Origin of the sequence: Streptomyces sp. NPDC052496 (genome assembly GCF_040679095.1) — a bacterium.
Taxonomy (GTDB): Bacteria; Actinomycetota; Actinomycetes; order Streptomycetales; family Streptomycetaceae; genus Streptomyces.
Genome location: NZ_JBFAUH010000037.1, coordinates 44,969 through 66,823, shown reverse-complemented (window position 1 = coordinate 66,823; position 21,855 = coordinate 44,969). Strand labels below are relative to the sequence as shown.

General features: G+C 72.5%; 17 protein-coding genes. 10 read left to right on the top strand and 7 right to left on the bottom strand.

Going from position 1 to position 21,855, the window contains the following annotated elements; translation table 11 throughout:
• Positions 1–177: 177 nt before the first annotated feature.
• From AB0L45_RS35275 to AB0L45_RS35255, 5 genes are all read right to left on the bottom strand, one after another.
• Positions 178–1,401, bottom strand: coding sequence for an amidohydrolase (locus tag AB0L45_RS35275; protein WP_365847460.1), 1,224 nt, complete (start codon positions 1,399–1,401; stop codon positions 178–180).
• Between the two features lie 173 nt (positions 1,402–1,574).
• Positions 1,575–2,612 (bottom strand): hypothetical protein, encoded by a 1,038-nt coding sequence (locus tag AB0L45_RS35270; protein ID WP_365847458.1) that lies wholly within the window; start codon positions 2,610–2,612, stop codon positions 1,575–1,577.
• A gap of 336 nt (positions 2,613–2,948) precedes the next feature.
• Positions 2,949–3,881, bottom strand: a complete 933-nt coding sequence (locus AB0L45_RS35265) for an N-acetylneuraminate synthase family protein (protein WP_365847452.1) — start codon at positions 3,879–3,881, stop codon at positions 2,949–2,951.
• Between the two features lie 21 nt (positions 3,882–3,902).
• Positions 3,903–5,138 (bottom strand): acylneuraminate cytidylyltransferase, encoded by a 1,236-nt coding sequence (locus tag AB0L45_RS35260; protein WP_365847450.1) that lies wholly within the window; start codon positions 5,136–5,138, stop codon positions 3,903–3,905.
• 53 nt (positions 5,139–5,191) lie between these two features.
• Entirely contained in the window at positions 5,192–6,520 is a 1,329-nt protein-coding gene (locus AB0L45_RS35255; RefSeq protein ID WP_365847448.1) for a DUF6716 putative glycosyltransferase, read from the bottom strand.
• A gap of 187 nt (positions 6,521–6,707) precedes the next feature.
• Here AB0L45_RS35255 and AB0L45_RS35250 point away from each other — a divergent pair, with 187 nt between their 5' ends.
• From AB0L45_RS35250 to AB0L45_RS35240, 3 genes are read left to right on the top strand one after another with little or no spacing between them, the layout of a single operon-like run.
• Positions 6,708–7,685: a glycosyltransferase family 2 protein gene (locus tag AB0L45_RS35250; RefSeq protein ID WP_365847446.1), complete on the top strand. Its 978-nt coding sequence runs from the start codon at positions 6,708–6,710 to the stop codon at positions 7,683–7,685.
• The gene (locus tag AB0L45_RS35245; protein WP_365847444.1) at positions 7,685–9,058 is read left to right on the top strand and encodes an alpha-2,8-polysialyltransferase family protein; all 1,374 of its coding nucleotides are present in this window, start codon (positions 7,685–7,687) and stop codon (positions 9,056–9,058) included. Before AB0L45_RS35250 ends, AB0L45_RS35245 begins: the two co-directional genes overlap by 1 nt.
• Complete coding sequence (locus AB0L45_RS35240; protein WP_365847442.1) at positions 9,055–10,248, top strand: acyltransferase family protein; 1,194 nt, start codon at positions 9,055–9,057, stop codon at positions 10,246–10,248. Before AB0L45_RS35245 ends, AB0L45_RS35240 begins: the two co-directional genes overlap by 4 nt.
• Before the next feature lie 36 nt (positions 10,249–10,284).
• On the opposite strand, the gene AB0L45_RS35235 is transcribed toward AB0L45_RS35240, so the two are convergent.
• Positions 10,285–10,944 carry a TetR/AcrR family transcriptional regulator C-terminal domain-containing protein gene (locus AB0L45_RS35235; RefSeq protein ID WP_365847440.1) on the bottom strand — a complete coding sequence of 220 codons (660 nt, stop codon included), beginning with the start codon at positions 10,942–10,944 and terminating at the stop codon, positions 10,285–10,287.
• A 38-nt stretch (positions 10,945–10,982) separates the two neighbouring features.
• On the opposite strand from AB0L45_RS35235, the gene AB0L45_RS35230 reads away from it, so the two are divergent.
• Positions 10,983–12,527, top strand: a complete 1,545-nt coding sequence (locus AB0L45_RS35230) for an FAD-dependent monooxygenase (protein WP_365847438.1) — start codon at positions 10,983–10,985, stop codon at positions 12,525–12,527.
• Between the two features lie 85 nt (positions 12,528–12,612).
• Here the strand turns inward: AB0L45_RS35230 and AB0L45_RS35225 are convergent, their stop codons facing one another.
• Positions 12,613–13,851 (bottom strand): pyridoxal phosphate-dependent aminotransferase, encoded by a 1,239-nt coding sequence (locus tag AB0L45_RS35225; RefSeq protein ID WP_365847436.1) that lies wholly within the window; start codon positions 13,849–13,851, stop codon positions 12,613–12,615.
• An 820-nt stretch (positions 13,852–14,671) separates the two neighbouring features.
• On the opposite strand from AB0L45_RS35225, the gene AB0L45_RS35220 reads away from it, so the two are divergent.
• Genes AB0L45_RS35220 through AB0L45_RS35195 form a run of 6 tightly spaced genes read left to right on the top strand, consistent with a single transcriptional unit; the run spans position 14,672 to position 21,851 of the window.
• Entirely contained in the window at positions 14,672–15,022 is a 351-nt protein-coding gene (locus AB0L45_RS35220; RefSeq protein WP_365847434.1) for a 4Fe-4S dicluster domain-containing protein, read from the top strand.
• A complete protein-coding gene (locus AB0L45_RS35215; RefSeq protein ID WP_365847432.1) occupies positions 15,012–16,931 on the top strand; it encodes a hypothetical protein in 1,920 nt (639 codons plus the stop codon). Before AB0L45_RS35220 ends, AB0L45_RS35215 begins: the two co-directional genes overlap by 11 nt.
• The gene (locus tag AB0L45_RS35210) at positions 16,915–18,180 is read left to right on the top strand and encodes an ATP-grasp domain-containing protein (protein WP_365847430.1); all 1,266 of its coding nucleotides are present in this window, start codon (positions 16,915–16,917) and stop codon (positions 18,178–18,180) included. Before AB0L45_RS35215 ends, AB0L45_RS35210 begins: the two co-directional genes overlap by 17 nt.
• Positions 18,170–19,396, top strand: coding sequence for an ATP-grasp domain-containing protein (locus AB0L45_RS35205; protein WP_365847428.1), 1,227 nt, complete (start codon positions 18,170–18,172; stop codon positions 19,394–19,396). The genes AB0L45_RS35210 and AB0L45_RS35205 overlap by 11 nt, the downstream gene beginning before the upstream one ends.
• Entirely contained in the window at positions 19,396–20,625 is a 1,230-nt protein-coding gene (locus AB0L45_RS35200; RefSeq protein ID WP_365847426.1) for an MFS transporter, read from the top strand. Before AB0L45_RS35205 ends, AB0L45_RS35200 begins: the two co-directional genes overlap by 1 nt.
• 2 nt (positions 20,626–20,627) lie before the next feature.
• Positions 20,628–21,851 carry an ATP-grasp domain-containing protein gene (locus tag AB0L45_RS35195; protein WP_365847424.1) on the top strand — a complete coding sequence of 408 codons (1,224 nt, stop codon included), beginning with the start codon at positions 20,628–20,630 and terminating at the stop codon, positions 21,849–21,851.
• Positions 21,852–21,855 lie beyond the last annotated feature (4 nt).

The following is a 21,855-nucleotide window of genomic DNA, read 5'->3' as shown; positions in this document are numbered from 1 at the left end:
CGGGCGACGTACACGGTGCCGAGGAGTGACCCCTGTGTGGCCCCGAGCCCCCACCCACCGGACCCATCGCGCACACGGCGCACCCCCACAAGGCCTCCCCCACCAGGCCCGGCCAGCGCCACACAAGCCCGTCCGGCGATTGAGGACAACAGGAACCCCAGCCACAACAAACCGGCACTACGCCAACATCGCCGCCGCCGTGAACAGCTCCACCCCCGCCCGCACAGCCCCCTCATCCGCGTCGAAGTCCCCCCGGTGGAGGTCGTAGCGGGCATTACTCCCGGGCGGGCGTACGCCCAGGCGTGCCATGGAGCCCGGTACCCGCTCCAGGTACCAGGAGAAATCTTCCCCGCCGAGCGACTGCTCCGTGCCCTCGATCGCATGCGACCCGCGCCGCGCGGCCATCGCGTCATGGAGGAGCTGGGTGGACACCGGTTCGTTCACCACCGGCGGCACCCCCCGCACATAGTTGACCTGGCACTTCGCCCCGTACAGCGAAGCGACCTCGTCGACCGCCGCATGCACGAGGTCCGGCGCGTCGCGCCACGCGTCCAGGTCCAGGCAGCGCACCGTCCCGGCCAGCTCCGCGTGCTGCGGGATGACGTTGCAGGCGTGGCCCACGTCCATGCGGCCCCAGGTCACCGCGAGCCCGGCCCGCGTGTCGACCCGGCGGGACAGCAGCGCGGGCACGTCGACGACGATCCGGGCGGCGGCGGTGACGAGGTCGGTGGTCAGGTGGGGGCGGGCCGTGTGGCCGCCGGGCCCGTCGAGGGTGACCTCCAGGCGGTCGCAGGCGGAGGTGATCGCTCCCGTACGCAGTCCGATGCGCCCCGCGTCCACCCGAGGGTCGCAGTGCACGGCGAGGATGCGCCCCACCCCGTCCAGCACCCCGGCGCCGATCGCGTCGGTGGCGCCGCCGGGCAGGACTTCCTCGGCGGGCTGGAAGAGCAGCCGTACGGGACGGGGCAGCCGTCCTTCGCGGGCCAGCTCGGCGAGGACCAGGCCGGCACCGAGGACGACGGTGGTGTGGACGTCGTGGCCGCACGCGTGGGCGCGGTTCGGGACGGTGGAACGGTACGGCACCGTCTTCACGTCAGGGATCGGCAGCGCGTCGATGTCGGCGCGCAGGGCGAGCAGCGGCTGCCCGCCGTCCCAGGGGGCGAGGCCGGGCGTGATGTCACAGATCAGGCCGGTGCCGATGGACAGGACGCGTGGTGTGAGGCCGGCCCGCTCCAGCCGCGCCTTGAGCGCGGCGGTGGTGCGGAACTCCTGGTTGCCGAGCTCGGGGTGCATGTGCAAGTCGCGGCGGAAGGCGATCAGTTCGGCGCACAGCTCATCCGGCAGCGCGCCGGGCAGCGGTCCCCCGGCGGGGGCGTCATCGGTTTCGGCCTCGCGGGACATCAAGTGGTTCACCCGTTGAAGGGTACGGGGGCGAGTGGGGCAACTGTCCCTCGATCAACAAAAGTTCAGCCCGTTAGGGGAAGGAAATCTAGGCCGCCCGGCGCATGGAGCGGTCATCACGGGGGTATCACTACCGGTTCCGCTTCTTTCCGGAACCACCGGCGCCGGATACCTCACGACGACGGCGCCACATCCGACGCGTCACCCGGCTCCGACGGCGCCGAAAGCGCCCTCGGCAACCGCCGCACCCCTCGCGCCGTCCCCGTCACCCCGGACAGAAACCCCTCGGCGCGCGGCGACGCGTCGCTGGTCAGCCACGCCGGGTCGATGTCGCAGACGGCCACGCCGACCCCCGTTCCGGCGAGCGCGAGCGGCAGCGTGTGGACGACGGTGGAGGGGAAGCTCAGGACGAGGCGGCCGACCGGGCCGCGCCGGGTGATGAGTTCCAGCGGCAGGTCGGGGCGTACCACTTCCAGACCGGTCTCGACGGCGATCCGGTGGAGCTTGGCGGTGGACTCGCGCCGGTGGGCGAAGTAGCGGGTGGCGCCGTGGACACGGGCGAGCGAGGCGACGGCCGTCACGTAGCGGTCGGGGTCGACGACGCCGGTCTCGACGAGGGAGGTGCCGACGATGTCCGCGCCGCGGGTCAGCCGGGGCGGCCCGAACCGCCGTCTGGTCCAGGCGAATTCGTTCGAGAGGAGGTGGACGCCCGGGGGCGGCTCGACGGGCATGGCGGTGAACAGGTTGACGGTGCGGTGGCGTGCCCCGGGAGTGAGCCGGCGGCGGGCGGCGGCCGAGAACGGCGCGAAGAGCACGTCGCGCGGCCCGCGCCCGCCGCCGTGCCGGTGCCACCGTACGAGGCGTTCGCCGTTGGCCAGTTGGGTGATGAATTCCATCGTGGCCGTGCCGTCGTCGACCACGACCAGGTGGCGGGCGCGGGTGAGCGTCAGCAGGAGCTGGACGTAGCGGGAGAAGGGGTCGCCGATGACGACGCGGCCGGCCCGCCGCAGTCGGGGCGTGAGGCCGCCGATGGTGCGCAGGGGCGCGGACGCTCCCTCGCGTGCCTCTTCCCACCGTACGGAGAAGCCTTCGTCGCGGGCGAGTTCGGCCATCCGGCGGAGCTGGCCACGGGTCATCGGGTCGTGCGGGGCGAGGACGACGACGGTGAGGTCCGTGGCCTGTTCGCCGTACGCCCATTCCAGGACGTTCAGGAGCTGTACCGGGCTCTCGACGAAGGCGAGGGTGCCCCGCGCCCCGGCGTCGGCCCCGGTGTCGGTCCCGGCCCCGCCCCCGTCTTCGGCCCTGGCCGCGGCCCGGCCCGCGCCGGACCCGCGGCGGTGGTGCTGCCGGGGCACCCCCAGGAGGCGGCGGACGGGAGTCCCCACCGCCTCCTGGGGCGGGCCACCGGCCCCGTCTGGTGAGCTCACGGTGTGTACGTCCCGTTCGTCAGGCGTCTGGAGCCGCAGCGCGCGGGCGGGCGCGGCCGTACGGGCAGGGGCGGGGGTACCTGCACGGATACGGGTACGGGCACCGGCACGGATGCGGGTTCAGGCCGAGACCGGCTCGCGGTCGTCGGCCTCCGCCTCGGCGACGACACCGGCGACGCGGCGCAGCTTCTTCATCGGGCCCAGCTCGCTCTCGTAGACCTTCTTGACGCCGTCGCCGAGGGAGTCCTCGATGGTGCGGATGTCGCGGACCAGGCGGGTCAGGCCCTGCGGTTCGACGGAGGCGGCCTGGTCGGAGCCCCACATGGCGCGGTCGAGGGTGATGTGGCGCTCGACGAAGGCGGCGCCGAGGGCGACGGCGGCGAGGGTGGTCTGCAGGCCGGTCTCGTGGCCGCTGTAGCCGATCGGGACGTTGGGGTACTCGGCCTGGAGGGTGTGGATCATGCGCAGATTCAGCTCTTCGGCCTTGGCGGGGTAGGTCGAAGTGGCGTGGCACAGGACGATGTTGTCGCTGCCCAGGACCTCGACGGCGTGCCGGATCTGCTTGGGGGTGGACATGCCGGTGGAGAGGATCACCGTACGGCCGGTGGCGCGCATGGCGCGCAGCAGCTCGTCGTCGGTGAGGGAGGCGGAGGCGACCTTGTAGCAGGGGACGTCGAACTTCTCCAGGAAGGCGACGGACTCCACGTCCCAGGGGGAGGCGAACCAGGCGATGGAGCGCTTCTTGGCGTACTCGTCGATGGCGCGGTAGCCGTCCTCGTCGAACTCCACGCGGTGGCGGTAGTCGATGTAGGTCATCCGGCCCCAGGGGGTGTCGCGCTCGATGTCCCACTGGTCGCGCGGGGTGCAGATCTCGGGGGTGCGCTTCTGGAACTTCACGGCGTCGCAGCCGGCGTCCGCGGCGGCGTCGATCAGCGCGAAGGCGTTCTCCAGGTCGCCGTTGTGGTTGATGCCGATCTCACCGGTGACGTAGACGGGGCGGCCGGGACCGACGAGCCGGTCGCCGAGGGTGCGCAGGCGGGAGTTGCTGGTCATGAGGGTGAGTTCCTTACCTGGTCAGAGGGTGGGGCCGAGGATCCACGAGGCGATCTCGCGGATCGCGCCGCTGCCTCCGGGGGTGGAGGTGACGGCGCGGGCGGCGCCGCGTACGACGTCGTGGGCGCCGGCGACCGCCACGGGCCAGCCGACGAGGCCGAAGCACGGGAGGTCGTTGACGTCGTTGCCGACGTAGAGCACGCGCTCGGGCGCGATGCCCTGTTCCTCGCACCACTGTTTGAGGGCGAGGTCCTTGCGGTCGATGCCGTGGAGTACGGGCAGGCGCAGTTTGTCCGCCCGTGCGGCGACGACCGGGTTCGTTTCCGTGGACAGGATGAGCAGCTTCAGCTCCGCCTTGCGCAGGGCGGCGATGCCGAGGCCGTCGCCGCGGTGCACGGCGACCATCTCCCGTCCGTGGGAGTCGACGAGCACCCGGTCGTCGGTCTGGGTGCCGTCGAAGTCGAGGACGACCGCGTCGATGTCGTCGCGGGTCGGAAGTGCGCCGGGGCGCGCGGTGTCGAGCAGGGGCGCGAGGGCGCGGGCGCGCGCGAGGTCGTGCGGGTCGTCGACCTCCAGTACGCGGGCGGGGTCGGTGCGGACCAGTTCCGTGCGGCCGAAGAAGCGGTGGCCGGCGGCGCGGAAGCCGGTGGCGTCCATGGCGTACGCGGCGCCGGTCTCCAGGAAGTCCTGGGGGCGGTCCTGGCGGCGCGGGCGGACGGACTTGTCGTGGTTGACGCCGGTGCCGCCGGGGGCGGTGGGGGCGGCCTCCGTCTCGATCGCCGCGTCGGCGCCCTCGCGCCACACGAAGCCGTGGAACGGCGCCACGGTCAGCGCGCTGTCCGCGCCGTTCTCGACGACCGCGGCGGCGACCGCGTCGATGTCCTCGCGGACCAGGAAGGGGCTGGTGCACTGGACGAGGAGGACCGCGTCGACGGGCTTGCCGTGCTCGGCCTCGTACGCGTCCATGGCGTGCAGGACCGCGGCCTCGCTGGTGGCGGTGTCGCCCGCGATGGCGCCGGGGCGGCGTACGACGACGGCGCCCGCGCCGCGCGCCGCGCCGGCGATCGCCGCGTCGTCGGTCGAGACCACGACGTCGGTGACCAGCCGGGCCGCGCGGCATTCGCGGACCGCGCGGGCGATCAGCGGGACGCCGCCGACCGCGGCGAGGTTCTTGGCGGGGACGCCCTTGGAGCCGCCGCGGGCGGGTATGACGGCGACGACGGTCGGCGTGGCCGGGCGGCTCGGTGTGCTCGGCATTGCGGGCTCCTTCCGGGGGCCGTGCGGGCTCCGGGGGCGGGCGGGTGGGCGGCTCACAGCTGTCCCCAGCGGCGGATGGCGGGGGCGACGCGCTGGACGCCGTGGCGGTAGGCGCCGCGGGCGGCGTCGCGCACGGTGTCCCGGGCGAGCCGGCGCAGGCCGCCGGGCTCCGCGGTTTCGGCGCTCTGGCCGGGCAGCGGTTCGCCCTCGGGGCCGAGGCCGTAGCGGGCGAGGATGCCGGGGAGGTAGCCGGGGGCGGTGCGGGGTGTGTAGTACGGGGTGAGGGGCGGCAGGCGGTCGGCGGTGCGCAGGACGGTGACGCGGGTACGGGCGGCGTCGAAGGCGGTCGCGTATGCCCCTCCTGGTGCGACGCCCTGGCGGGAGAGCCAGTCGGGGTCGGGTTCGGGGCGGTGGCCGGCGTCCAGTTCGTCCCAGGACGCGAGGCAGCCGGAGCCGAGGAAGTGGTGGTTGCCGAGGGCTTCGCGGATGCCGAGGTCGGTGAGGACGGCGGTGGGGATGCCGCGGTGCAGGGACTCCAGGGCGGCGGTCGAGCTGACGGTCACCATCAGGTCGGTGCGGTCCAGGACGTCGCCCATGTTCCCGTACGCCAGGCGGCAGTTGGGTGGCAGGCCGCCGGGGAGGCGGGCGGCCAGCTTCTGGTACGGGTGTTCCTCGATGTGTGTGGTGTGCTCGCCGGGCTTGCTGCGCAGCTTGACGAGGACCTCGCGGCCGGGGTTGCGCCGGGCGTGCCCGGCGGCGCGGCGCAGGAGGTACGTACGGTCCTCGCGGCGCTCCGGTACGGACGGCTGGGCGGCGAAGACGACCGTGTACGGGCGGGTGTCGCCGGCGGGCTCGTACGGTGCGCCGCCCAGGAAGGGCAGGGCGCACTCGACGACGCTCCCGCCGTCCGCGCCGACGCCCTCGTACACCGCGCGGAAGCGTTCCGCGTCGTGCCGGGAGTTGGCGAGGACGACATCCGCGCCGTGCCGCAGCAGCAGGCCGTCGGCCAGCTTCTCGTAGACGACGCCGACGTAGCCGGTGACGACGGCGGGGCGCCGTGCCGCGCCGCGCCAGACACGGGCGAGGCCGTGCAGCATCGCCTGGACGGCGCCGCCGACGCAGGCGAGGACGACCACGTCGTACCGCGTGGTGTCCTGCATCAGCTCCAGGAAGTCCGCGCCCCGGATCTCGCGCAGCGCGTCCGCACGGGCGCCGACCTCGTCGAGCTGGCGGACCGTGGGGGTGGCGCGGCCGCGGAGCAGAAATCCGTCCAGACGGAGGTCCGGTTGAATACGGTGCGCTGTCGAAGCGCCCCATTTCCATCGGGTGTCCGAATCCGCGAGCACCGCGACACGCGGCGGGGAAGTGGTACGAGTGGGCACGACGAAAACGCTAGGAAGGCGTTCCGTTCGGCGGGCCAACTGTGCCGCAACAGCGGGTTAACAGCGTATCGCGGGACAGCGAACCGGCCGGCCGAATTGCCGGGTTAACCATCCCGCCGCGCTTCGTTCACCCGGGGGCCCGCGTCCCGTCAAGACGAATGCCGGGACCGCGCCTAACGTCACCCGGGTGGTTAAGCTCTCCGTCGTCGTGCCGTTCTACAACGTGCAGACATATGCGCCCGACACCCTGCGAAGCCTGGCGGCCAACGCCCGTGAGGACTTCGAATTCCTGCTGGTGGACGACTGCTCGCGGGACGAGACGCCGCAGATCCTCGCGCGTGCCGAGGGCGAGCTGCCCGGCGCCCGGGTGCTGCGGCACGAGCGGAACGGCGGTCTGGCCACCGCCCGCAACACCGGCCTGGACGCGGCCAACGGCGAGTACGTGACCTTCCTGGACGGTGACGACTGGCTGGCGCCCGGGTATTACGCGCAACTCCTGGCCGTCGTCGAGGGGTTGGGGTGCGAGTTCGTCCGTACGGACCATGTGCAGTGCACCGCGCGCGCCCGCTCCGTGCACCGCGTGCCGCACGGCCGCCGCAACACCGTGCTGGACCCGCGCGCGCTGATCCTGCCCGCCGACCGCTCCACCTCCGTGGACTACGCCTTCGCGTGGGCCGGCATCTATCACCGCCGGCTGCTGGACGACGGGCTGCTGCACTTCACGCACGGGCTGCGCACCGCGGAGGACCGGCCGTGGATCTGGCGGCTGCACCGCGAGGCCCGGTCGATGGCGGTGTCCGGGCTGCTCGGCGTCTTCTACCGGCGCGGGGTGGCGTCCTCGCTCACCCAGATCGGAGATGTGCGGCAACTGGATTTCATCCGGGCATTCGACCAAGTGATCGAGGAAACGGCACAGGACCGGGACGCGGAACAACTGCTGCCGAAAGCCGTACGCACCTATTGCGCCATCATTGCCCACCACCTCGGCTCGATCGAAAGGTTCGAACCGCAGGTCGCCCGTAAATTGCGCGCGCTGAGCGCGGCGGCGCTGAAAAGAATGCCGCAGGACGTACTGAAGGAAGCCCTGGATTCGATGGACACGCAGCGCGCCTCCCGTCTGCGACGGCTGCGCCGGCGCCCGGTACCGGCGGAGGTGGCCGCCTGATGGCCCCCCGTACCGAGGCGCCGGCTCGGCCGCGTACGCAGCTCTTCCTGGCGTCGACCCTGTACGGCGCCGCGACGCTCGCCGCCGCCCTGGACGCGGACCGCTTCGCACCGGCCGGCCGTCGGCTGCTGCTGGTCAGCAACAACGCGGCGACCCCGGAGACCGCCACGCCGGTGGACCGGATGCCCGGCTTCGAGCGGCTGCGCGGCCGCTTCGACCGGGTGCTGTCGTGGAACGAGACGATCAGCCCGTTCCACCCCGGCGGCTGGTCCCCGCGCCCGGACGACGTGCCGCTGTGGGAGCGGTACCTGCGGCTGCTGTGGGACCTGGGCGAGGACGAGATCGAGCTGGTCGTGGAGTCCATACAGGTGCACCCGGCGCTCGCGCTGGCGCAGCTCTTCCCGGACGCGCCGGTCGACGTGTACGCGGACGGGCTGATGAGCTACGGCCCGACCCGCAACAAGCTGGACCCGCTGGTCGGCACCCGCGTGCGCCGGCTGCTGCACCTGGACCTCGTACCCGGCCTGAAGCCGCTGCTGCTCACGGAGTTCGGGGTGGGCGCGGAGACGGTGCCGGCCGACGCGTTCCGGGCGGTGCTGGCCGGCCTGGCCGCGGACCGCGACGCCCCGGAGCTGCACGCCGTACCGGAGGGCGCGGCGCTGCTCCTCGGGCAGTACCTGTCGGCGCTCGGCATCCTCACGCCCGAGGAAGAGGAGGAGCTGCACGCCCGGATGCTGCGTGGCGTGGTCCGGCGCGGGCACCGCACGGTGGTGTTCAAGCCGCATCCGTCGGCGCCGGCCCGCTGGTCCCGGGCGCTGGAGCGGGAGGCGGACAAGCTCGGCGCCGAGTTGACCGTACTGGCCACGCCGGTCCTCGCCGAGGTGCTCTACCAGCGCAAACGGCCCGCCCTCGTGGTCGGCTGCTTCTCCACCGCGCTGCTGACGGCCTCCGCGTTCTACGGCCTGCCGACCGCGCGCGTGGGCACCGACCTGCTGCTGGAGCGCCTGACCCCGTACCAGAACAGCAATCGCGTACCGGTCACCCTGGTCGACGCGCTGGTGCCCGACCTGGCGGACGAGCCGGGCACGAAGCCGGCGCCGACGCACCTCAACGGGCTGGTCGGCGCGGTCGGTTACGCGATGCAGCACCAGATCTACCCGGACCTGCGGCCGGTCGCCGAGCGCTATCTGACCGCCCATCTGGACGAGCGCACCTGGCGTTACTTCAAGCGCCGCCGCCTGACCGCGCTGGCGCTGCCCGGCGCGCTGCCGTCCCAGCTGTCCTTCATCCCGCGCAACGCGGCCGTGCGCAGGGTCGCGCGGCGTGCGCGGGCGATGCAGCGGCGTCTGAAGAAACGGGCCGCGTTCGGATGACCGCGCAGCTCCCGGCGGAGGCGCCGCCGCCCGTGACGGTGCCGGGGCCGTCCGTGTCCGCGCCGGCCACCCGGCCGGTGCCGGCCCCGCGTAACGGTGCGGCCCCGCCCGGCGGCAAGCCCCGCGGCGCGCCGCGCCTGCGTGCCCTGGACGGGCTGCGCCTGATCGCCGCCCTGATGGTCGCCGCTTACCACCTCGGCGGCCGCAACGGCGAGATCGCGCGGGCGTGGGGCAGCTCGCCGGCGCAGCAGTTCCCTTCGCTGCACGGTGTGTTCGCGTACGGCTGCCTCGGGGTGCAGATCTTCTTCGTGATCAGCGGGTTCGTCATCTGCATGAGCGGCTGGGGGCGTTCGCTGCGCGCCTTCATCGCCTCCCGTGTCGCGCGGCTGTATCCGGCCTACTGGGTGGCGATCCTGCTGGTCACGGCCGTCTTCGCGCTGCCGTGGGTGGCGTTCGAGGCGCTGGGGCCCAGTGATGTGCTGACCAACCTGACGATGCTCCAGCAGCCGCTGGGGGCGAAGCGGGTGCTGGGCGTGTGCTGGACGCTGTGGGCCGAGATGCGCTTCTACGCGCTGTTCGCGGTGTGCGTCGTGCTGCCGGGCGCCACCCGCCGCCGGGTGGTGCTGTTCTGCGCGGGCTGGACGCTGGCGGCGGCGCTGGCGCGGGCCGCGCACGTGCCGGCGCTGGACGTCGTCCTGGTACCGCAGTACGCGCCGTTCTTCATCGGCGGCATCGGCTGCTACCTGCTGCACCGTTACGGCGGGCGCGACCCGGTGGCGTGGGCGGTGGTCGGCGTCAGCTGGCTCACCGGACAGCACTACGCGGTGGCCGGGCTCTGGCACCCGCCGTCCGCGCACGCCTTCTCCTACCGCTCGGCACTAGTGATCATCGCTGTCGTCACGGCCGGTTTCGCCCTCGTGGTGGCGATCGCGCTGGGCCGGATGCGGTGGGCTAACTGGCACTGGCTGACCGTCGCCGGGGCGCTGACGTACCCGTTCTACCTCGTCCACGAGCACCTGGGCTGGGTGGCCGTCCAGGCGCTGCACGGCGGCCTGCGCCTCCCCTCGTACGCGACGTTCACGCTGACCGTCGCGCTGATGCTGGTGCTGGCGTGGGTGCTGCACCGCTGGGTGGAGCGCCCGCTCACGCCCGTACTGAGACGGGCGGTCGACCCGCGGCCGCGACGCTGAGGCCGGGCGCCCGGGGCGGCTTCCCCGGGCGCCCGGTCATGCGCCGTGCAGCAGCGCCGCCTCGATCCCCGCGATGACGGCTTCGAGGCCGTCCTCGAAGCCGCGGGCGGTGTCGCCGAAGAGCTCCTCGCCGGCCACCACCGTGAGCGGGAAGTCGGCTCCGAGGCGCCGCTCGCGGTCGTCCAGGTCGTAGGTGGGGTCGCGCCACGGTTCGCCGGGCACCGGGAAGACGGACTGTTCCTCGATGACGTAGCCGATCGTGTACGTGTACACGGTGAACCAGGCGCATGCGGCCCGGTGCGGCCGGAATCCGGCGCCCGTCAGTACCGCCATGTACGTCTCCATCGGCTGCATCGGCGCGGAGTGGCGCAGCCGGGTGCCGCCGAAGACCTTGCCGCCGTCGCGGTAGCCGAGCAGGGTGCGCCGCATGCCCCGGCACGACTCGGCCAGCAGCGCCTTCCAGTCGCCGCCGGCGTCCGCGCCCGCCGCGGTCATGGGCGCGGTCATCCGCTCGTACAGCTCGGTGGCCATCTCGTCGAGCAGTTCCTGCTTGTTCTTGAAGTGCCAGTAGAGCGCGGGCGCCTGGACGTCCAGTTCCTTGGCGATCCGGCGCAGCGTGAGCCCTTCGAGGCCGACGTCGTTCAGCAGGCCCAGGGCGGTCTCCGCCACCAGTTTCCGGTCAAGTCTCGTAGCCACGTTGACAACTTAACACCGTTAAGCGCACGCTCGGAAGCATGGAACTTAACAACGTTAAGGACGCATCCTCCGCTGCCACGCTGCCCGAGTACGTGGACGTACTGATCTCCGGTGCCGGCCCCACCGGCCTGGCCCTCGCCCTCGACCTCGCCCGGCGCGGGGTGCGCGCCCTCGTCCTGGAGCGGCAGGACCGGCTGTCGCCCGGCACCCGCGGCAGCGGCATCCAGCCGCGTACGCAGGAGGTCTACGAGGACTTCGGGGTGCTCGGCGCGATCCGGGCGAGCAGTGCCCGGTACCCGGAGATCGCGTCCTGGGCGGACGGCCGCATGGTCGACACGTACGTGTTCGTGGAAGGCGTCGAACCGACCCCGTCCACCCCGTACGGCACGATGATGATGGTCCCGCAGTGGCGGAACCTGGAGATCCAGTACGCGCGGCTGACCGAGCTGGGCGGCACGGTGGCGTTCGGGACCGCGCTGGAGTCGTTCACCCAGGACACGGACGGCGTCCAGGCCCGGGTCGTCCGCGCCGACGGCACCGCCCGTACGGTGCGCGCCGCCTACCTCGTCGCGGCGGACGGCGGGCGCAGCACGGTGCGCAAGGCGCTCGGTGTCACCATGACCGGGGAGAGCGTCGCCCCGCACCCGATGCTCCTCGCCGACCTCCGGCTGGACGGGCTGGACACGCGGCACTGGCACATGTGGGAAGCCTTCAACGCCACCGACTTCGTCGCGCTGCTCCCGGCGCCGCTGAACGACTACTTCCAGCTCATCGCGGGCTTCGCGGACCCGGCGGCGGAGCCGGACACCTCACCCGACGCCGTACGCGAACTCGTCGCGGAGCGCACCCACCTCACCGCGGACCAAGTGGGCGAGGTGCTGTGGTCCTCCGCCTTCCGCCCCAACGCCGCCCTGGCCGACCGCTTCCGGGTGGGCCGGGTCTTCCTCGCGGGCGACGCGGCGCACGTGCACTCCCCCGCCGGCGGCCAGGGCCTGAACACCAGCGTCCAGGACGCCTACAACCTGGGGTGGAAGCTGGGCCAGGTCCTCCGGCACGGCGCGCCGGAGGAGCTGCTGGACAGTTACGAGGCCGAGCGGCGGCCGGTCGCCGCCCGCATCCTGGACACCAGCACCCGGCTGCACCGCTCGGGCGACATGCGGCGCGGCAAGGACCTGCACCAGATCGATGTCGGGTACCCGGGCGGACCGCTCGCCGCCGAGCAGCGCACCGGCCTCGCCGACGGTGCCCTGCGCGCCGGCGACCGCGCACCCGACGCGCCCTGCACCACCCCGGACGGCGCCCCGCGCCGCCTCTTCGAGGTCTTCCAGGGCCCGCACTTCACCCTGCTGGCCGTCGGGGACGCCGAACTCCCCGCGCTGGACGGCGAAATGCTCCGCACCTGCCGCGTCGGCGGTCCGGCCCCCGACCTGCTCGACCCCGCGGGCCATGCCCACCAGGCGTACGGCGAGGGCCTGTTCCTCGTCCGGCCCGACGGGTACGTGGCGTACGCCGCCGACGACGCCTCCGGGCTGCCGGAGGAACTGGCCCGGTACGGCGTCCGCACGGCCGTGGCTCTCGGGTAGGACGCCGTCCGGCTGCCCGGCCGGGTCCGTCCGGACGTACTCCCCGACGCCCCGCGTGGCGGGACGCCGGGGAGCGCGCGACGGCTCAGTCCTGCGCTTCGGCGAGCAGCTTCTGCATCCGCCCGACGCCCTCGACGAGGTCCTCGTCGCTGAGCGCGTAGGACATCCGCAGGTAGCCCGGCGTGCCGAACGCCTCGCCCGGGATGGTCGCCACCTCGCACTCGTCCAGGATCAGTTCCGCGAGCTCCTGCGAGGTCTGCGGGCGGCGGCCCCTGATGCTCTTGCCGAGCACCCCCTTGACCGAGGGGTAGACGTAGAACGCGCCCTCGGGAGTCGGGCAGACGACACCGTCGATCTCGTTGAGCATCCGCACGATCGTGTGCCGGCGCCGGTCGAACGCCTCCCGCATCGTCCTGACGGCCGACAGGTCGCCGGACACGGCGGCGAGGGCGGCGGCCTGGGAGACGTTGGCGACGTTGGAGGTGGCGTGCGACTGCAGGTTGGTCGCCGCCTTGATCACGTCACGCGGCGCGATGACCCAGCCGACGCGCCAGCCCGTCATGGCGTAGGTCTTGGCGACCCCGTTGATGACGATGCACTTGTCCCGCAGCTCGGGAACGAGCACGGGCAGCGAGACGAACTCCGCGTCACCGTAGACGAGGTGCTCGTAGATCTCGTCGGTGACGACCCAGATGTCGTGCTCCACCGCCCAGCGGCCGATCTCCTCGACCTGCTCGCGGCTGTAGACGGCACCGGTCGGGTTGGAGGGCGAGACGAACAGCAGGGCCTTGGTCCGCTCAGTGCGGGCCGCCTCCAGCTGCTCCACGGTGACCCGGTACCCGGAGGTCTCGTCGGCGGTGACGACGACGGGGACACCGCCGCCTAGGCGGATCGACTCCGGGTAGGTGGTCCAGTACGGCGCCGGGACGATGACCTCGTCACCCGGGTCCAGGATGGTGGCGAACGCCTCGTAGATGGCCTGCTTGCCGCCGTTGGTGACCAGCACGTCGGCCGCTTCGACCTGGTACCCGGAGTCGCGCCTGGTCTTCTCGGCGATGGCCGCGCGGAGTTCCGGGAGCCCGCCGGACGGGGTGTAGCGGTGGTTCCTGGTCTCCCGGCACGCTTCGGCCGCCGCTTCGACGATGTAGTCGGGCGTCGGGAAGTCGGGCTCGCCGGCGCCGAAGACGATCACTGGGCGTCCGAGGGCCTTGAGCTCCTTGGCCTTGGCGTCGATGGACAGGGTCATCGATTCGGAGATGGAGGCGACGCGGGCGGAGATCCTCGCGTCGGGGGCCGGGGTCTCGTGCGGCTGTGCGGTAGTCATGCGGGCCATCATGACATCGCCCCGCGCCCCGGCCGAGGAGTGTTTACGGGACGTGGTCAACCGCCTTGCGACCTGGCGTCTTTCCCGTGCCGGACCGGGCACCCGGCCCGGGGCCGGCATCTCGTCCATTGCCCCAAAGCGGATATTCCCGTGACGGCCCCCCACGCACCGCTTTGCCCGACATGGCGTCCGGAAGGCCGACGACGCGGCCTTGATCACCCCGTACCGCCGGGGGAGTTCGTGTGAGCAACGCCAAAATACCTGTGTGTCACAACCAGTTGACAAACGGCACGTCACGCGAAGGCAGTGACGCACGGTATTTGTGGAACAACGAGTTCCACTCCGCTGTCCGCAGGGACCGCCCACGCGCAGCGGGCAAGCCCGCCGACGGCCGTACATCCCGCTCACCCAACGTGACCGGCAGGCCGGGGCCGCCCCCGGTGCTGCACGGCGCCCCGGAAATGGACACTCTCTTGATCGCCCCCTTGCCCCTGGCTACGGTCATGAACGGCTGGCGAGGGGCCGCTCACCCTTGTCCGCGCAGCGTGGCGCGTTTCCCGGCCGGAAGGTCCGAGCTGTACCGGCTCCGGTCACCACACCCGTGACCGGACATAGAGCACAGCCGGGCGGACCGCGGGGCGCGTCCAGTTCACGGGGGATGGCAAGAGGGCGAGGACAGTGTCGTCGGCGTGTGACCCGTGCGGTCACCGTGTCCACTCCATTTCCCACCACCGTCGAGACCTCCGGCGTACGGGGCGCATGGTGCGCGCCAGTACCCCGCCACGTCCTGCCCACTTCTCGAAACCTGCCAGGAAGCGTCATGTCACAGCGATCTCAGCAGCCCCTCGAAGGTGCTGCGGCTCCCGCCGCGACGTTCGAGCAACGCCTGAACGAGAGGCGCCGTAACACCGAGTGGAAGAAGGACCCCCGGCGTATCGAACCGGCCGAATGCATCGGCTGCGACTCCTGTATGAGGGCATGCCCTCCCCAGTTCAGCGCGATCTACAACCAGGGGCTGGACGTGGTGATCGTCCCCGAGCTCTGCAACGGCTGCGCCAAGTGTGTGCAGGCCTGCCCCGTCGACTGCATCTATCCCGACGCGGAATGGCAGCCCACCCAGGAATCCCTGTGGGCCTACGTCGAAGGTCAGGTGAACTTCCGTGATCAGTGAACGTCCGGCCCCCACCGACAAGAGCGCCCGCCGGCTGGCCATGGAGGAGGCCCGGCGCAGCAAACGCCCCAGCCGCAGTGACCGCAGGGCGGGTACCACGGCCGCCCCGGACCGGGTCCTGGACGGCGGAGGCTTCGACGAGCTGCTGCGGACCACGTTGCGCCGCGCGCGTGCGGCCGACGACATCACGACGCTGATCGACACACTGATCACCCTCGACGGACACCTGGCGGCCGAGCACGCCTGGCGTTCCGCCACCCGCGAGGAGGCCGCGGCGGTCCGGGTGCTCACCCGGCCCGGACGGTCCGCCGGCCGCACCGGCGGGCTGGTCGCGCACGACAAGCCCGCGCCCGACGCGGTCTTCACCAGCGCCCTGTCCCTCACCCCGCAGGGCAGGCTGGCGATCACCCTCCCGGGGCACCGGGCCCTGCCCGCGGCTGCGGCCGCCCTCGGTGTCGCCGCGCGCGTCTCGTGGAGCGCGGACGACCTCGCCGAGTACCAGCGCCTGCTGCCGGAGGCCGACCGGCTCGCCAAGTTCGAGGTGCACGAGTGCCGGTCGCTGCTGTCCGAGCTGGGCACCGAGGGCCGCGCGAAGGCCGTCGGCACCCTGCGGTCCGCGGTGTTCCTGGTGCCGCCGGTACAGCTCTACCAGGGCGGCAACGTCTACTCGAACCTGCGCGACGACGGCAACCTCACCGGCAAGACGCTGCTGCCCACCCACCCCGACTGCTTCTTCCACCACCTCGACCGGCTGCCGCTGAACCTGTGGTCGGACGAGGAAGCCGTGGTGGTGACCTGCCTGTGGCTGCTGCACTCCTCCGGCGGGCCGAACCGCATCGAGAGCTTCAACGGCTACCAGCTGTCGCTGGAGAACGTGGCGCAGAACTTCCGCGAGATGCGCGACACCTACCTGGAGGCGGACGCGGACGCGCCCGTCGACCCGGTACCGGCGGGCACCCTGACGGTCGCCGAACTCCTGGCCACGGCAGCGCAGTTGGCGAAGGCGCGTGCCGTGCTCGTGGGGAACCGCAGGCTGTACTACGAGATCGACGCCAGCACCCGGCGGAAGACCGAGCGGGCGCTGCCCCGCACGGAGCGGCCGTCCCCGCAGGAGTCGGGGGTCTGCGCACGGCTGTCGGAACTCCTCCCGGCACCCGGTGACTTCGCGGACCTCCTCAAGGGCCTGCGCGCCGAGCGGGAATGGCTCCACGAGCCCCGGTCCGGGTACCCCACCGGATTCGAAGCCCTGATCCACACCACGGTGCGCACGAGTGCCGAACTGTTCGCCGCGGACTTCGCCATGAGCCGTGGCATCCGCTCCCTGCCCAAGCTGATCGACGCGCTGGGCCGGGAGGACTGGGCCGAGATCGTCTCCTGGGAGCTGCCGGAGTTCTACTGCTGCGTGGTGCCCGGCCCCAGCGCGCGTTCCCTGTACGACGGGGACCGCACCCAGCTGGCCGACTCCGCCTGGGCGATGTCCGCCCGGATGCAGTACAACACCTGGCACGTGATGCCGGGGAACCTGCCGAAGGACCCCGCGGTCCAGTCCCGGGACTTCCTGGCGCCGCACGCCCTGCCCGACCTCGCGTACCACTCCCACCTGCACCACCGCGGGCACGTCACCAACGACATCCGCTTCTCCGCGCGGAGCCCGGAGAAGGTCTTGGTGGCCGGCTTCCCGTTCGTGAGCCTCACCGACCTGCGCGTCCTCCGCTGCCAGGGCAAGCCCTTCGGACAGGCCGACCTGCTGGCCGTCACGAGGATCGCCCGGTTCCTGGCCCAGGTCTCGGAACTGGTCGCCGAGGCGGCCGAGGCCGGCCTCCCCACCGAGGTCACCGCTTTCGACCACCACTGGCACCGCAAGAGCATCACCGAGAACGAAGAGGAGTGTCATGTCCGAGCCGGATGAAGGCGTGCTCATCTACCTGAACGTCCGCCGCACCCCCCTGGAGCAGCGCGCGGAGATTCTCGCCGCGCACCGCCAGGGCTACGGCGTCGTGCTGATCGCCGACCACCCGCCCACCGACCTGCCCGCACACGTGGTCCGCGCCGTGCACCAGCTCGACACGTTCGACGACGCGGCGCTCGACGCGGCCATCGAGGCGATCACCGCCGAGCACACCGTCGCCGGCATCGTCACCTGGTCGGACCCGGCCGTCGTCAGCCTCAGCCGGATCGCGGCCGAGCGGGGGCTGCCGGCCCCCTCCGTCGCGGCCGCCGAGGTGGCCAGGAACAAGTACCTGATGCGGCAGAGCCTGGCGCACCGGCCGGACCTGATCCCCCGCTTCGCCCGCGTCACCACCTGGGAAGAGGTGGCCGAGGCCGCGCCCGCCATCGGCTGTCCGCTGGTGCTCAAGCCGGTCTCCGGCAACGGCAGCAAGGGCATCTACACGGTGCGCGACGAGCAGCAGCTGCGGCCCGCCTTCGAGGAGCTCTCGGCCTACGTACGGCCGGAGCGGGACCGGGTCTTCACCGGGCACGCCGGTGAGATCATGATCGAGCAGTTCCTGGAGGGCACGGAACACAGCGTCGAGGGCTGGGTCCACCGCGGCGAGGTCTTCATCGCGGGCGTCACCGACAAGGTCACCACCCCGGACTTCCACCTGGAGACCGGCCACATCTTCCCGAGTGCCCTGCCCGCCGACCGGCTCGCGTCCGTGCACGAGCTGACGCGCGCCGTGGTCGACGCCTTCGGGATGGACGACTGCGCCTTCCACCTGGAGTGCATGGTCGCCCCCGAAGGCGGCGCGAAGCTGGTCGAGTGCGCCGCCCGCGGCGGCGGGGACTTCATCACCTCGCACCTGGTCGGCCTCGCCACCGGCACGCCGTTCTGCGAGAACACCGTGCGGGTGGCCACCGGCCGGCCACCGGTGCTCGGTGACCAGCCGGTTCTGTACGCGGGCCTCGCCAAGGTGCTCGCGGACCAGGCCGGCACGCTCCGGAGCATCGACGGCCTGGAGGACGCGCTGCAGGTCGCCGGCGTCGAGCACATCACGGTCGACCGGGCGCCCGGCCAGACCGTGGGCGTGCCGCCCGCCGACTTCGTCTCCGGCCACATCCTCTCCGTCATGGCGACCGGGGACTCGTACGACGCGGTCCGTGACGCGCTGGACGCGGCGACCAAGGCGATCAGCACGAGGATCTCCCATGCCGGATGACAAGGCCCGCGACGTCCTCGTGGTCGGCTGTACGTCGGCCTCCGCACACGGCCAGGACCAGCTGCGCCGGCTCGCCGGGCAAGCGGCCTCCCGGAACGTGCGGCTGATCGGCGCGGACACCCCCGATGTGCTCCGCACGGACGTGTGGCGGATGCCCGCCCACGAGACGGTGCCGGTGGAACTCGCCGACCCGGACGCACTCGCCGCGTTCGCGGCCTCGCGGCCCGGCCTGGCCGCGGTGCTGACGGTCAAGGAAGGCGGGGTGCTCCCCACGGCGGTGCTGGCCCGCGAACTGGGCGTGGCCGGCAACGATCCGCACGCGGTGCGCACCATCCGCACCAAGGACCTGGCACGTGAGGTGCTGCGGGAGGCGGGATTCGCGCAGCCCGCGTGCACGGTGGCGGCCGGTGCGGCCGAGGCGCGGGCATTCCTCGACGAGCGGGCCGGCCGGGGACCGTGGATCGTCAAGCCGAGGGACGGCATGGGCAGCGCCGGTGTCTCCCTCGTGAAGACGCCGGACGACCTGCCCGCCGCGCTGGAGGCACTGGGCGGCGCGGCGCCCTTCCTGGTGGAGGAGTTCGTCCAGGGGGAGGAGTTCTCGGCCGAGGGCGTGCTGATCGGCGGGCGCGCCCGCCTCGTCGGTGTGACACGCAAGCGGACCGGTCACGGCTTCGTCGAGACGGGGCACCGGATGCCCGCCGGGCTGGCCCCGGAGACCGAGGCCACCGCCTGTGCCGAGGTCGCGCGGGCCGTCTCCGCCGTCGGCGTGACCCACGGCGTCGTGCACGTCGAGTTCTGGATCACCCCGGAAGGGGACGTGGTCCTCGGCGAACTGCACGCCCGGCCCGGCGGTGACTTCATCCACGCCCTCGTCGAACACACCCGGCCCGGCTTCTCGTTGTACGGGGCGCTCCTGGACGACCTGCTGGGTGAGCCGCCGTCGCCGGTGCCCGCGCCCGGACGCGCGGCGGGATCCCGGTTCCTGGTGTTCGGACCCGGCCGTGTACGGGCCGTTGAGGGCTGGGAACGGGCCGCCGCCACCCCCGGTCTGCTGGCCGCCCGGCTGGATGTGGCACCCGGCGATGTGCTGGGCGCCGTACGGAACTCCGCCGACCGTCACGGTGTCCTCGTCGCCGGGGCCGGCAGCCCCGAAGCGGTGGACGCCGTGCTCGACGAAGCCCAGGAAGCCCTGCGCGTGACCCTCGGTGACGTCTGATGGGCACGGAAACCGCGCCCGCGCCGGCCGCACCGCCCGCGACGGTGCGTTCGGTCGGTGCGTCGATCACGCTGGACTACCTCTTCTCCCACCTCGGGTACTTCACCCTGCTGCCGGTGCTGCCGGTGCTGCTCCCCCGGCTGCATCCGCACGTAGGGGCGTGGTGGGTGGGCACGGCCCTGCTCGTCTCGACCTTCGCGATGCGCGGCGGTGCCCTGTTCGTCAGCGGGTACCTGCACCGGGCGCCGGTGCGCACGACCATGGTGGGCGGGCTGCTGCTGGCCGGGTGCGGTTTCGGTGCCCTGCCCTGGGCGCCCGGCGTACCGGGGATGCTGTGCTGCCTGGCCCTCGCCGGCTTCGGCATCAGCGTCAACGGCCTGTCGGCCCGCGCCTACGTCCTGGTCGCGCTCTCCTCACCGGGGGAGCGCACGGCGGTCTTCTCCGCGATCCAGGTCGCGGTGAACGTCTCGGCCGCCGTGGGGCCGGTGGCGGCCAACTTCCTCTTCAGCGGACGGCATTACGGTCTGCTCCTGGGAGTGGTGGCGGCCCTGTACGCGCTCGCGGCGGCGACCGTCCTGGTGACCGTCGGCCGGGGCCTGCGGCTGTCGGACGGTTCCGGGCGGCCCCCGCTGCGGCTGGGACTGCTCAAGGTGATGGTCACCGATCCGGGCGTCCGCAGGGCGTCCTGGGTGACCGTGGTGGGATCCCTCCTGTACGCCCAGCTGTTCTCGGCGCTGGTCCTCCAGGTGGCGCTGCTGACCACCGAACCGTCGCTGCGGGCGGCGTTCTTCTCGCTCAACGCGGTACTGGTGATCGTCCTGCAGATCCCGGTGGCGTTCGTCATGAAGCGGGGCATGGAGCGTGGCCGGTCACCGATGCGGTACCTGCTGCTCGGCCTGCTCGCCTTCTCCTGTTCGTTCGCCGTGCTCGGGGTGTGCGGTGACGCCCTGGTCGCGGCCTTCGCGGCGGTCACGGTGTTCACCCTGGCCGAGACCCTCTTCACCCCCACGGTGAGCACGGTCTTCGCCGAACTGGGCGACGGCCGGCCCGCCGTGGAGGTGCTCGGCTTCCGGCAGGTGGCGACGGCGGCCGGGGAATCCGCCGGCTCCTTCGTGGGCGGCACCTTCTTCTCGCTCGCCGCCGCCCACCACGCCCTTCCCGTCTTCTGGTACGCGCTGGCCGCCGCCGGGGTGCTCACCGCCGTCCTCACCCGTAAAGGAGCGCCCTGACCGTGCGCCTACTGCTCATCGGATACAACGACGCCGCACTGGCGGCCCTCGACTCCTGCCGCCCGGCGGGCAGTGTCACCCTGATCGAGGAGAAGGACCTCTGGGTGGCCAAGGAGCTGGCGCCGCGCGCGGCGAAGCACGCCTGCCTGGGCCCGGTGGAGTTCGCCCGCTACCAGCAGGACGACCACTTCCTGTCCGTGGTCGCCGGGCTCGGCCCGTTCGACGCGGTGGTCGCCGGGCTGGAGTACGCGGTCCTCGCCGCCGCGCAGGCCGCGGAGCTGCTCGGGCTGCCCGGCGCGGGGGTGCGCGCGGCCACGGTCCTGCGGGACAAGCTCCTGCTGCGGGAGACCACGTCGGCGGCGGGCATGGCGGGGCCCGCCTTCCAGGAGATCCACTCGGCGGCGGACATCGAGCGGTTCGCGAAGGGCGGGCCCTGCGTGGTCAAGCCAGCCGGCCGTCAGGCGAGTCTGGGAGTGCTGCTGCTCGACGCGGGAGCGGACGTCCGAGAGGCGTGGCGCTACTGCAGCCAGGCCGACGAGGGGCGGCAGCTCGCGAACCGCCCGATGGAATGGCGCTACCTCGTCGAGGAGCGGATGCGCGGGCCCGAGTTCAGTACGGAAGCGCTGGTGCGCGACGGACGGGTGCTGTTCTGCAACGTCACCCGCAAGCACACCCTGCCCGGCCCCCAGCCCGTCGAGATCGGCCACACGGTCGGCGCGCAGGACGACCCGGTGTGGCGGGAGGAGACCGAACGCCTGGTCGCCGCGGTCGGTTTCGGCAGCGGCATCCTGCATGCCGAGTGGGTGCGGACCGACACCGGCCCGCAGCTGATCGAATGCGCCGCGCGGCCGCCGGGCGACCGCATCCTGGACCTCGTCGACCTGGCCTACGGGATCAATGTGCACGACCGGTGGATCGGGATGCTCCTCGGTGCTGCCGGGGACCTGCCGTCGCGTCCGGCGCGGGCGGCGGCGGTGCGCTTCGTGACCGGTACGGGGCCCGGTGTCATCGAGACCGTCGACGGCGCCGAGGAGGCCCGGGCGATGCCGGGGGTGACCCGCGTCGACATCAGCCGTCATGCCGGTGACGTGATCACGGACGTGCGGTCCTCCTGGGACCGGCTGGGTCTGGTCATCGCCACCGGGGACACGGCCGAGGAGGCGGAGCGGCGGGCACGGGACGCCGCGGAGCGCGTCTCGGTCACCCTCCGGCCGGAACACGTCTGAAGAA

Bases quoted from the DNA above. Each gene is read 5' to 3' on its own strand.
- AB0L45_RS35275 (WP_365847460.1), bottom strand. From the start codon at position 1,401: ATGTCCCGCGAGGCCGAAACCGATGACGCCCCCGCCGGGGGACCGCTG.
- AB0L45_RS35265 (WP_365847452.1), bottom strand. From the start codon at position 3,881: ATGACCAGCAACTCCCGCCTGCGCACCCTCGGCGACCGGCTCGTCGGT.
- AB0L45_RS35260 (WP_365847450.1), bottom strand. From the start codon at position 5,138: ATGCCGAGCACACCGAGCCGCCCGGCCACGCCGACCGTCGTCGCCGTC.
- AB0L45_RS35245 (WP_365847444.1), top strand. From the start codon at position 7,685: ATGGCCCCCCGTACCGAGGCGCCGGCTCGGCCGCGTACGCAGCTCTTC.
- AB0L45_RS35240 (WP_365847442.1), top strand. From the start codon at position 9,055: ATGACCGCGCAGCTCCCGGCGGAGGCGCCGCCGCCCGTGACGGTGCCG.
- AB0L45_RS35230 (WP_365847438.1), top strand. From the start codon at position 10,983: ATGGAACTTAACAACGTTAAGGACGCATCCTCCGCTGCCACGCTGCCC.
- AB0L45_RS35225 (WP_365847436.1), bottom strand. From the start codon at position 13,851: ATGACTACCGCACAGCCGCACGAGACCCCGGCCCCCGACGCGAGGATC.
- AB0L45_RS35220 (WP_365847434.1), top strand. From the start codon at position 14,672: ATGTCACAGCGATCTCAGCAGCCCCTCGAAGGTGCTGCGGCTCCCGCC.
- AB0L45_RS35210 (WP_365847430.1), top strand. From the start codon at position 16,915: ATGTCCGAGCCGGATGAAGGCGTGCTCATCTACCTGAACGTCCGCCGC.
- AB0L45_RS35205 (WP_365847428.1), top strand. From the start codon at position 18,170: ATGCCGGATGACAAGGCCCGCGACGTCCTCGTGGTCGGCTGTACGTCG.
- AB0L45_RS35200 (WP_365847426.1), top strand. From the start codon at position 19,396: ATGGGCACGGAAACCGCGCCCGCGCCGGCCGCACCGCCCGCGACGGTG.